Origin of the sequence: Labrenzia sp. C1B70, from assembly GCF_000475395.1 — a bacterium.
GTDB classification, from domain to species: domain Bacteria; phylum Pseudomonadota; class Alphaproteobacteria; order Rhizobiales; family Stappiaceae; genus Roseibium; species Roseibium algicola.
Window position 1 is genome coordinate 1 of the sequence record NZ_AXCE01000005.1, and the last position, 11,036, is coordinate 11,036.

At 51.0% G+C, this 11,036-nt stretch carries 9 protein-coding genes; 6 read left to right on the top strand and 3 right to left on the bottom strand.

The genetic code is table 11. The features are described from left to right. Positions 1-412: 412 nt before the first annotated feature. On the bottom strand, positions 413-910 hold the full coding sequence (locus tag Q666_RS41705) for a lactoylglutathione lyase family protein (RefSeq protein WP_031269389.1): 498 nt from the start codon (positions 908-910) through the stop codon (positions 413-415). A 34-nt stretch (positions 911-944) separates the two neighbouring features. On the opposite strand from Q666_RS41705, the gene Q666_RS41710 reads away from it, so the two are divergent. Then, positions 945-1,904 (top strand): LysR family transcriptional regulator, encoded by a 960-nt coding sequence (locus tag Q666_RS41710; protein ID WP_023001203.1) that lies wholly within the window; start codon positions 945-947, stop codon positions 1,902-1,904. A 182-nt stretch (positions 1,905-2,086) separates the two neighbouring features. Further along, the gene (locus Q666_RS41715; RefSeq protein ID WP_023001202.1) at positions 2,087-2,524 is read left to right on the top strand and encodes an HIT family protein; all 438 of its coding nucleotides are present in this window, start codon (positions 2,087-2,089) and stop codon (positions 2,522-2,524) included. Positions 2,525-2,846: 322 nt separating this feature from the next. Here the strand turns inward: Q666_RS41715 and Q666_RS41720 are convergent, their stop codons facing one another. Then, entirely contained in the window at positions 2,847-4,634 is a 1,788-nt protein-coding gene (locus Q666_RS41720; RefSeq protein WP_023001201.1) for a methyl-accepting chemotaxis protein, read from the bottom strand. A gap of 399 nt (positions 4,635-5,033) precedes the next feature. Continuing rightward, on the bottom strand, positions 5,034-5,189 hold the full coding sequence (locus Q666_RS65445; protein WP_023001200.1) for a transposase: 156 nt from the start codon (positions 5,187-5,189) through the stop codon (positions 5,034-5,036). Positions 5,190-5,662: 473 nt separating this feature from the next. On the opposite strand from Q666_RS65445, the gene Q666_RS41735 reads away from it, so the two are divergent. From Q666_RS41735 to Q666_RS41745, 4 genes are all read left to right on the top strand, one after another. Continuing rightward, a complete protein-coding gene (locus Q666_RS41735; protein ID WP_023001198.1) occupies positions 5,663-6,067 on the top strand; it encodes a RidA family protein in 405 nt (134 codons plus the stop codon). Positions 6,068-6,337: 270 nt separating this feature from the next. Continuing rightward, positions 6,338-6,661, top strand: coding sequence for a hypothetical protein (locus Q666_RS0132955; protein ID WP_152533298.1), 324 nt, complete (start codon positions 6,338-6,340; stop codon positions 6,659-6,661). A gap of 354 nt (positions 6,662-7,015) precedes the next feature. After that, positions 7,016-8,815, top strand: a complete 1,800-nt coding sequence (locus Q666_RS41740) for a potassium/proton antiporter (RefSeq protein WP_023001196.1) — start codon at positions 7,016-7,018, stop codon at positions 8,813-8,815. Positions 8,816-9,131: 316 nt separating this feature from the next. Beyond that, the gene (locus Q666_RS41745; RefSeq protein WP_023001195.1) at positions 9,132-10,511 is read left to right on the top strand and encodes a DUF4189 domain-containing protein; all 1,380 of its coding nucleotides are present in this window, start codon (positions 9,132-9,134) and stop codon (positions 10,509-10,511) included. Positions 10,512-11,036: the final 525 nt, after the last annotated feature.

Below are 11,036 nucleotides of genomic sequence, written 5' to 3' on the forward strand. Positions count from 1 at the left end.
AACACGTCCCGCCAAATCGCCGGCGTCAACGTGCAGGGAAATGAGCGCTTACGAATGACCTATATTAGTCCGTTTTGCAAAGAAGATGTCTTCGCTAGACTACGACTTTCGCAGTTTTCTTGACGCTTTCGACGCCCGGACGAAGACCCGCTACCTCCGACGAAAGACAGAAACGATCTCGGAGCTGAAAGCGCGGACAAATCAAGATCCGTACTTGCCTTTTTCACCGCGACGAACGGTGCACGAGCTAGGACGCGTACGCACTAACATCCAGGTTAACCGCAGCACTGGCTGTCAGAAGACCTGTTCCGGTTGAACGGGCAGGGTCATCTGCCTCATCTATCGCCCAGACCTGTTTGTTATGGTCGCGCTGCGGGATAGGTAGGGTTCGTCCCATTTCATACGTGGAAAACTATTCGTAGGCCCCAGCGGAATAGGTGAGCTCGTAGCTGTGGCTGTAGAGCTCGAAGACGATGCCGAACGGGTCTTCGACGTAGACCATCCGGTAGGGCTTCTTCCCTGGGAAGTATTCGCGTACCGGCATGCGCTGCCGCCCGCCAGCTTCGACGATCCGTTGGGCCAATCCTTCGACGTCCGGATCCTGCACCGCGAAGTGGAATGTGCCATGGCGCTTGTGCTCGAGTTTATCCTCGGGCGCGTAGTTACCGGGGAACTCGAAGAGCTCGATGCCAATGCCATCGGCAGTCGACATATGCGCGATCCTGAGCGAGCCCCACCCGGAGCCGAAAACGTCTGTACACATGACGCCGATGGCGCTGTCATCCTCTACGGCCTCGGAGGGTCCCATTACGACGTAGAACCCGAGTACGTCGGAGTAGAATTTCACGGCGGCGTCGAGGGCCGGAACGGACAGGCCGATGTGGGAAAAGGTGCGTGGTGTCTGTGTCATCTCTAGTCTCTTCTCGCGTTGCGTTGACACCGATATGGACTGTGACTACCGTTTTGTGAAATTATCAAATGAGATTGAAATAAAAACGGATCGTTATCATTTGATGTTCAACGCCAATTGGCTTGAGACCTTCACCACGCTTTGCGAGACCGGGCACTTCACCAAAGCCGCAGCGCGTCTGAACATGACCCAACCGGGCGTGAGCCAACATCTCAGGAAACTCGAGCAGCAGGTTGGACAGGGATTAATCAGTCAGCACGGCAAGAGCTTTAGTCTCACCCCGGCAGGCGAAGCAGTCTTCGAGCTTGGACTGTCGCGCCGCACCGAGGAGAAACGACTGCGTGACGCTATCGAGAATGACGACCGGAATGCGGGACCGGTTCACATCGCATGCTCTGGCAGCTTTGCAATGTTGCTCTACCCGACCCTGCTGCCTTGGATGGCTGCTGCGCCCGACCTGAGTGTTCATCTCGAGGCCGCGCCGCAGGCCAAGATTTTGGCGGGGCTTCTGGACGGACGTTTCGACCTTGGCGTATTGGGGGCAGATCCCGACCACGCACGATTAGAGGCCAAACATTTAGGACGCGAGGAGTTGTGTCTTGTCCTGCCTGCAGACGCAGCCGGCACAACTGTATCTTTCGCCGATCTTGAAGCTCGTGGCTTCATTGCGCACCCCGATGGCTTCGACTATGCCGATGATTTGCTGCGATTGAATTTCCCTGAAGAATACCCAGGCGCAGACCGGTTAAGCGTGCGCGGTTCGGTCAACCAAATCGGCCAGATACCTGCCTCTGTTGCCAAGGGGATCGGCTATACACTCTTACCTCGAAGCGGTGTGGCAGCATTCTCCGACAAAGAGAGCCTCTCAGTGTTCCAGCTTCCGAAGCGCCGCTGGCACGAGATTTGGTTAGTCGTACGCCGCGGGAGACTTTTGTCGGCGAGGGTGCGCTACGCACAGGAGATGATAGCAGAAGCAGCTGGCCAACTCCGATGAGAGCGCGAGCATTTGGTTGAAATGAAAAGCCACCACCAAATGCGGGCGCCAGCAAAGAATTTCCTCGCGTGAATGTTCCGCAATCACTCTTGACAGAGGCTGTTGACTATTTGGGTATCGCGACCAGGGTCGGCGTTTGCTAACCTGGCATTTGTGGCTATTTCCAACATGAGAGTTCGGCGATGAAAGATTGCGTTTTCTGCAATATCGTTAAGGGGCAGATCTCAGCACAGATTGTTTACGAAGATAAGTTGGCCCTCGCAATAATGGACATTGGACAAGTCAATCCGGGTCATACACTCGTAATCTCGAAGCAGCACGTCGAAACAATGATGGACACCAATGAAGACTTGGCCGGTCACCTGTTCCGCGTGGCAAATCGAGTTGCAAAAGCAATCGAGATGGCATTCTCACCAGACGGAATGACTATTTTGCAGGCCAACAAACCTGCAGGCTTCCAAACAGTTTCGCATCTCCATCTGCATGTCTTGCCACGCCACAAAGACGATGGGGTTGATCTTGTTTGGCCGGTTAAAAATCCAGCGCTGAACTTGCTGGCCGAATATGCAGCTAAACTGAGAAAAAACTTATTGCAGGGATCGACGTCGGTGAACCCGTAAAACCCCGCCTTAAGGACAGCTGTCTAGATACCTGACCTAACGCCCGTTACTACTGTTCGATGGATGCGGTGGTGGTGGTTTCCTACTTGATCGTGGTTGCGTCGAAAAAACTTGGCGTCATCTGATCTTTTCGTGAGCAGGGTTCTGCTGGAGAAGGGGGGCATCTGTCCAGAATTTCCACCGTTCAAAATCTTACTAATTGCCAATGTGACTCCTGATTGCCCTGAGCCGAAAGCCTAATCGATGTGTCATACAGAAACGCCCGTGGCGTAATTTCATTTCCCTGCAATTGGGCTTTGTCGTTATCGAGGCAACCCTACATTTAACTGGCCCTGACTTCAGCGAGAAAACCATCGACCTCGATTTTCAACTTTGCAGCCTGATCGGAGAGCTCTCCGGCCGCCATGGTGACCTGGATGGCGGCAGCACCGGTTTCCTGGGATGCCTGAGTGACACCGGTTACACTTTCTGCAACTGCTTGGGTCCCTTTGGATGCTTCCGTCACATTGCGGGCAATTTCTCTCGTGGCGCCATCTTGCTGGTCCATCGCTGCGGCTATTTCGACTGACGTCTCATTGATTGTGGAAATTATACTGCCAATCTCTGCAATGGAAGTCACAGATGTTCGGGTCTGATCTTGTATTTCTTTGATCAAGCCGGAAATGCTGTCAGTAGCTTTGGCCGTTTCGCTGGCCAATGCTTTTACTTCGCTGGCAACTACCGCGAAACCCTTGCCGGCTTCACCAGCTCTGGCTGATTCAATGGTCGCATTCAGTGCAAGAAGGTTCGTCTGTTCTGCAATGTCCGATATCATCGAGATGACTTCACCGATCTTTTCGGCGGTTTGTGCAAGCTGACTCATCTGTCTTTCGGTTTTGGAGACTTCTGTGACTGCCTGACTGGAGATCTCCGAGGCTCGCGAAACACGTGAATTGATATCTCCGATGGAGCTGGAGAGTTCCTCTGTTGCCGAGGACACAGTTGCCACATTTGTCGAGGCCTCTTCGGTCGCCGCCGCAACCGAGGTCGCTTGACTACTTGTTTCTTCAGCAATGCTCGACATCGATTGCGCAGTGGTTTGCAACTCGGTGGAAGCCGAAGAAACAGTTTCGACTATAGTGGAAATATTGGACGCAAACCGGCTGGAAGCGTCTGCCAATTTTTTCTGACGCGCCTCTTCAACCACGCGTTTTTCGCGCTGTTCCTCTTCCAGGTTCCGGGCACGGATCATGGTCTCTCGAAAAGTTTGGTACGCGGTAGCGACAGCGCCGATTTCATCCTGCGCATGCACCTTGACGTCCACGGTGAAATCGTTGGCAGTCAGCGCGCTGAGTCCTTTCACCACGTCACTCAAGGGACGTGTGATTGCCCGACGGATCACATAGGTGGCGAATCCGATAGCGGCGACAAATATGATCACCGAGATTACCAGAATACTCTGTAAAGCGAACTTCTCGGCTTCAAGGGCGGCCCGGGCTGCCTTGAGTGTAAAAGCTTCCAGATCCAGAACCAGTGTTTCGAGCTCTTGATTGAGGTTGTCTTCTTCCTTCTTGATTCCAACATGTAGGGCAATTGCCTTTTCCATGTCCCCAGCTTCAACGAACTCAAAGGCTCTTAACGCATGGTCGTCAAAAGCCTTGTGTTCTGCGCCGATTTTTTCGAATGCCTGGTAGACATTCGCAAATTCGGCCTTTTCGGCCTCAGAATGCACGGATTCGCTGGCTCTCCGGGCCAAATCTTGAGCGTCGAGTATCTCCTGATCTACCTTTTTCGCTAACTTCAGGAACGCACTGCGAGAGCGTTCAAATTCAGAACCAGCTTCAATCGCCTGCGCCATCAAAGCGCCCGTCCGGTACGCTCGTTCGAGATGAACCGATTGCTCAAGTTGATGAGCCGAAATCTGCCTTACGGCGTTCGTTAGCGGTATGTCCTTGTTGGCGACACCGTCAATTAGCCCACCGATCTTGTTGAGCTGCCAAAGGCCGATAACAGACACCAGGGCAAGCCCGGCAAGGCAAACACCGACGATCGATAAGATCTTGACACCGATACCAAGGGAAATACCGGTTCGCTTTTTCATGATCACCTCAGAATTTTCGATCAACTGCATCTTTCCACCTCAGTAAATCATCATCGCGCCGCCATGGCTCACAGACCTGCAGACCTAAGTATGAAGATTTGATCTGAGGCCATTTTTGTCGTTACCCAGCGATTTCATCCAACGCAGGTCGACCAATGTGTTAGTTTCGATTAGAAATCATGCTGCGTAAATTAATAATTAAAACGAACTACTAGAATATATCTGAGGAGAGCTTAGTGATCACCTGAGGAAAATTTTAGATTGTATTTTGCAATCAGAAATATATAGGAAATATTGTTACAATGATTACTCGGTGAATTGGTCAGGGGGCGGTTGTGAAAAATTGTTTCCTGTGTCGCGGATCATTGCAATATTTTAGAGTTCCATAAACGTGACACTGAAGTGCCGGCCAGAAATCGAATTTGATGATTATGGGATGACCGGCTTCATGCCTTGAAGAAACAGGGGTTCGCGGACTGCATCGCCGTCATATCCCTTGTCGGCCAGCATCAGGCGTGGCCGGCCGACCGGCATTTCCAACAGAGGCTTGAAGGCGGTGTAATCGGGGACTTCGCCGCCGGTCACGACGAAGTCAGGAGGGCAGCCTGACCGTCTGCACGAGCGTGTATCTTACTCGTAAAGCCGCCGGGTCTTCGACCAAAACCCTCCTTATGAGACCCCTTTTTGTGCCAGCTGAATGCGAATGGCCCCAGAAAGAGGGGCCGTCGACCATGTGCTGCCAGTCGTCGGTCAGGCCGAGTTCGACAAGTGTCTACAGAAATGCGTCCCACACGCCCTGTTCCGCCCGTCGCCGGAAGCGGACATAGACCGAGTTCCACTTGCCATATCGTTCATGCATGTCGCGCTACGGGCAACCGATCCGCAGCACATACAACGTGCTGTCGGGCGGCAGAAGCTGTTAGATGATGGTCCACTCTTTGTCCGTAGGGTCGCCTCGTGCCATGTATGCCTCCTTAAAAGCCTCTTTGGATCAGGCGATGGCTGATTTGTCACCGTTGGGATACCATTCGCGTGACGCTTTAGCGGGAGGGTACACGATGAGCTTCGACAGAGAACTGATCTCGAACGGAAACCCGATGGAGCCAATTGTCGGTTTCAGTCGCGCGGTCAGGGTCGGCCCATTCATATCGGTGGGCGGAACCGCCTCTGTCGGTCCTGATGGTAAAACCGTGGGCATTGGCGACGTTGCAGCACAAACACGCCAGTGTATCGAGATCATCAAGGCTGCTCTCGAAGAGGCAGGCACTGGGCTTCATGATGTTGTTCGAACACGCATTATCCTGACCGACATCAACGACTGGAAAGCGGCAATCGAAGTCCGAAAAGAGTACTTCCGGGATGTTCGTCCGGTAGACACGATCATGGCCATCGACCGGTTCGTTAATCCGGAATGGCTGATCGAGATCGAGGCGGACGCAGTGATCGCGAATTGGGACAGCTAACGATGGAAGCGGAGGTTCTGGCCACACTGGAGGAATATGCGACTGTCAGGATAAGCGTAAGGCCTATCCAACAAATTAGAACCTAGGTGAGCCCTGCCCTTCGATATGTTGGGTCTTCGGGCGGTCAGCCTTGCTCCTGCCTGGCAGAAATCGTGACCATTCTCGCTAGTGACAACATCAGGTTGGTCGAAAAGCAGGATTATGTCAGAAAAAGTCAGGTTCAACGTGGCCATCGAAACTTAAGGTGTGGCAAGTTCTGTGGGAGGGGAAGTGATAGAGAATGAGAGGCACCTTCTTTCAATTCCGACACAAGGGAAAATTTTGTTCCTGACCGGACAAAAAACTTTAATGAAAGATATTGGGTTGGTTTCTCCACGGATAGGACAATTGATCGGCATTTGCTCGAAAGACTGGATGTTTGCCGAGATAAGGATGGCGCTAATGCGAATTAAACATGTCGTAGTAAATGAGCATCGAGAGATTGCTTCAGAAAAAGTTATCTCAAAAACCTCTCCAAACAGATCTGATCTGGAAAATATAATACGTGATTACCAAGAGGAATTTGAAATAACAGGATACAATGAAGAGAGTTAATATTGGTGGGGTAGAAGCAATAAAAAAACCATTTCAATTGCACAGGCGGTTTATTTTTTGAAACAATATTTTGCTTTTGAGCCGTAAGTTGCTATGAAAAAGCAAAGAATGCAGTCGCATCCCATCGTTGTTTGTTTAGTGAAAAGAATTTTTCTCCCAGTGAACGGTAATGGGCACTGGTCTTGTTATCAACAACACACGATCAATTCTGCTCGTGGATTATCGGTGTGAGAGTACTAAAGAAAAAACTGTGCTGTAAGAGCAGTTCGTTGCCTCAGACGGACAGAAAACTGCTCGAAAGCCCTAAAACGGACTATTTGTTGCCATGCTAGGAGGCTGCATTCACAGGTACAAATGATAGAATTGATCTTTCCAGTTTTCTTCGTGGCTGCAGGTCTCGTTCTTGTATCGGTGATGACCAGTGCACTGGCGTATCGGTTTGGTGCTCCACTGCTGTTGGTTTTTCTCGCAATTGGACTTATGGCCGGCGAAGATGGACTTGGGATCACATATGACGATGCAAATTCGGCCTATCTGATCGGCAGCCTCGCTCTCTCAATCATCCTTTTTGACTCGGGTTTTGACACCAAATTAAAATCATTCAAACAGGCTGCGGCACCGGCCCTTACACTGGCAACCTTTGGTGTTGCGATAACGGCTGGTATGGTCGGCGTGTTTGCTCGCATACTGTTCGGCCTACCTTGGCTGGAAGCTCTTCTCATCGGTGCAATCGTCGCGTCAACGGATGCCGCTGCTGTTTTTTTTCTGTTGCGGGTCGGAGGCATCGCAATCCGCGAAAATGTACGCTCGACTCTGGAGGTGGAATCTGGATCGAACGATCCAATGGCGATCTTTCTTACATTAGCCTTGATCGAGCTGATCCTAGCTGACGGTGGCCAGCAAAACGCCTTTTCAGAACTACTGATAGGATTTGCGGTTCAGATGGGCTTGGGCGTAACCATGGGCATTGCTGGTGGGTACACGATTGTCACTGCCGCCAACCGGGTCACGCTGCAAGGAGCACTCTATCCAATTGGTGTCTTATCGGCTGCGATCTGCATATTCGGTTTTGTGGGAATGATCGGAGGGAGTGGTTTTCTTGCGGTCTACGTTGCAGGCATTGTTGCCGGCAACAGTGGCATTATCGGCCATGCCGGTCTGCGACGTTTCATGGAGGGTCTCACTTGGATCGCGCAAATCGCGATGTTCCTGACACTTGGTCTGCTCGCTACCCCATCCGAATTTATTGATGTCGCCGCAGCAGCCTTCGGTCTTGCTCTAGCGCTTATTTTTGTTTGTCGACCCTTGGCGATCTGGTTATGCCTGCTTCCATTTGGTTATCCAAATAACGAAACGACGCTCATTTCCTGGGTTGGACTTCGGGGCGCAGTTTCGATTCTGCTCGGTACTATTCCCTTGGCTGGGGGGGTGGAAAGCGGCCAATTGCTCTTCAATATTGCCTACATCATTGTGCTCACATCGCTTTTGCTCCAGGGGTGGACAATTCGGCCCATGGCACAATGGCTCGGCCTTATTATACCCTCCAGAATTGGACCTGTTGAGCGTGTAGGGCTTGATCTCCCTGGCCGCTCTGACCACGAGTTGATTGTCTACAAAGTTGTCCCTCAAAGTCCTGTTCTGCAGGGTGAACGCTTGCCAAGGTGGGCTCGACCTTCGCTGGTAGTCCGCGACGGGCGGTCTATGCAGTTCCAATACGCAGGTCGTCTCCAGGAAAACGACCTGCTTTATATGTTTGTACCTCCGCAATATGTCGGCCTGCTGGATCGACTTTTTGCGAGCCCTAGGGAACTTAGTGAGGACGACGCTGAATTTTTCGGAAAGTTCAAGCTAGCTCCAGATCAGCCTCTCTCTGCGCTCGTTAATACTTATGAGCTCAGCTTGGTTCCAGAACATTATCTGGACAAAACCATTTCGGAATACATGCTCGTACGACTTGGGGGGAGTGCGGAAATCGGTGACAGGGTGATGTGCGGTGAGGTTGACTTGATCGTTCGCGATGTGCGTTCAGATAGCGATATCGTTGAAGTTGGCCTGGCGATCGACCGCAGAGAACAACAGACACCATTCCCACTCTTGCTGTTTGTTAGCGCGCTATGGCAGCAACTCAGAAAATGGCTGAAACTGGTATCGTAGGCCCCTTGAGCAGATACGATTATCACAAAGGTCGACAGATTTTTGACCCGCGTTTCTTGAGGCAAGTGTCAAGCCGAGGCTTTTCTGCTTGATCATGCCCCTCGTTTAACTCTGTCTCAGGCTCAAGGAATTTGTTTTGATTACAATGATTATGCTAAATGTAATCGTTTTGCTGCAGTGGATGATAACTAGAAAGCGGCAAGATAAACGACGGCTAGTCTCATAAGATCTATAAATTTGCAAAACCCATATCGCTAGATCAAATAAAGGTTCTATCGAGTTTTCTGTTATTCCCATTCGAAACTTGGGGACTTGCATGATCGCGGTGTCGTTTTTATCGTGGCACTTCCCGAATTGCTCAAGGATTTACTCAATGATTTTAAAAGTTTGTAGCGTCTTGCTGACTACGTTCGTGCTGTCTTGCCTTAGTCTCGGTAACTTTGCTGCCTTGCCTGCTCATGCCGCCGATGCCCAGCCATGGACGCTGCGCAAGGGTACACTGGGTGGACGTTTTGCCGGTGATCAGGTTTCAGGACCACATGCGCGCACGACGGTTGATGACGATGAGCTGGCGGTAATTCGCGACGAGGCTAGCGGCCGCGGCTATCTGCGATTTGAACTCAACAGCAATGCGCACCTCTCTGAGCAATACGCCTATGCATTCATTTATGATGGTCCAAATACCAAGAGCTCCAAACGCGTGCGGCTCAAAGCTTCAGCCTGGATCACACCCGACCCTAATGGAAATGGGGGTGTCATTCTGCTGAGCCTTTCCGCGTCTGATATTGCCACATTGCAAAGCTACGATGGCAACATAATGGGCGTTGCATATGAAATTCGGCGACAGGGAGACTCTAGTTATTCAGACAAGGCGTTCCTCTTTTTGGGTAAGGGGATCGGCGCGGCCTTGGCAGGGCTTGGCCTGGACAAGCCAATTAAGTTCGCCGCTCTGGCCGTGAAGAACAGCGACGGGACGTTCGGCTACGCATTCGACCACGACACGCGCGAAGAAGCGGTGGAAAGAGCAGTTGCCGAATGCACCAAGCGGGGCGGCGAAAACTGCGACACCAAACTGGTGCTGTCCGGCCCTGCCTGCATCGCTTATCATTCCGAACCGGACAGCAGTGTCTTTGGCTGGGGCTTTTCCAAGGACCAGGGCGCTGCGACTTCACGGGCGGCCAAGGAATGCGCGTCACGCAATGATGACATGGTTTGCCGCTCAACGAGCTGGAGCTGCAATACCCGCATGGAGGCGCCGGTCAATGTCGTTTTTGAGGCACCGAACGATTCCAAAAGAGGTGTTGGTGCGTGCCACGCGGTGCTGCACATGCGGTGCAACAATTTTGAGAATCTGAAAACAAAGAAGGGAACCGTGATTAACGGCATCAATATCCATGCTGGTCTCAAGCAAATGATTGAAATCGATGGGTGTGGTGCAACGGGTAAGAGTGGGATGTTGGTCGTTTATAAACGAGGTGATGGAAACTGGAAAAAACTTGATTCCAGTAAAGATTTTACAGCTGACGATCGAGCTAAAGTCCGGCCAATTCTCGAGCGTTATCGAGATACTGCAAAGTCTATATATCCAGCTTGCGAAGTCCAATCGGTCTCTATCTCGATGTCACAGAGCAAGGAAAAACTAGCTCATCATCTTGAGGCGCAATGGTATAGTAAAGTGGTAAAAATTAACTTCTGAATAAACAAAGAAAGATCAAGGCGTTTGTCGCAAGTGTTGTTGTTTGACAGAGCATTCGCGATTTGGGATCAATCTTCCTACATCATTCGCTTATACCATTACAAACAGCGCCGCGAACAGATTGTCTGTTCGCGAACATTCCACATCATAACTTCGGAAATCGTCAACAAACAACCGTCCTTTCATTCGAGCCGTTGAAACACATTGGCTTAATGTCAGCGGCTAAAAAATCTTACGGCGCAGTACTTCAGTTCAGGTCCACACTCTCACAAAAGGAAAATAAATTCACACAAACTATTTGTGAAATACTTCATAAGGAACCGCAGAGTATAGGTCGCGCAGCATGTGCACATGTCCGAGAACCGTCCTTTTCGAGTTTACTGCAGTTGCAATAGAGATAACTACCAAAGGTAACGATCGAAATGCATGCAGTTTCCGCTGTCTTCGAACCTCACATTGGCTCGAAACCGGAAAGACCAGCAGTTGACCGATTTGAAAAAATTGAGCTAGAGCCCATCCGTTATT

What these genes read in the sequence shown, in the direction of transcription:
- Q666_RS41705 (WP_031269389.1), bottom strand. Translation starts at nt 910, where the DNA reads ATGACACAGACACCACGCACCTTTTCCCACATCGGCCTGTCCGTTCCG.
- Q666_RS41710 (WP_023001203.1), top strand. Translation starts at nt 945, where the DNA reads ATGGACTGTGACTACCGTTTTGTGAAATTATCAAATGAGATTGAAATA.
- Q666_RS41715 (WP_023001202.1), top strand. Translation starts at nt 2,087, where the DNA reads ATGAAAGATTGCGTTTTCTGCAATATCGTTAAGGGGCAGATCTCAGCA.
- Q666_RS41720 (WP_023001201.1), bottom strand. Translation starts at nt 4,634, where the DNA reads ATGCAGTTGATCGAAAATTCTGAGGTGATCATGAAAAAGCGAACCGGT.
- Q666_RS41735 (WP_023001198.1), top strand. Translation starts at nt 5,663, where the DNA reads ATGAGCTTCGACAGAGAACTGATCTCGAACGGAAACCCGATGGAGCCA.
- Q666_RS41740 (WP_023001196.1), top strand. Translation starts at nt 7,016, where the DNA reads ATGATAGAATTGATCTTTCCAGTTTTCTTCGTGGCTGCAGGTCTCGTT.
- Q666_RS41745 (WP_023001195.1), top strand. Translation starts at nt 9,132, where the DNA reads ATGATCGCGGTGTCGTTTTTATCGTGGCACTTCCCGAATTGCTCAAGG.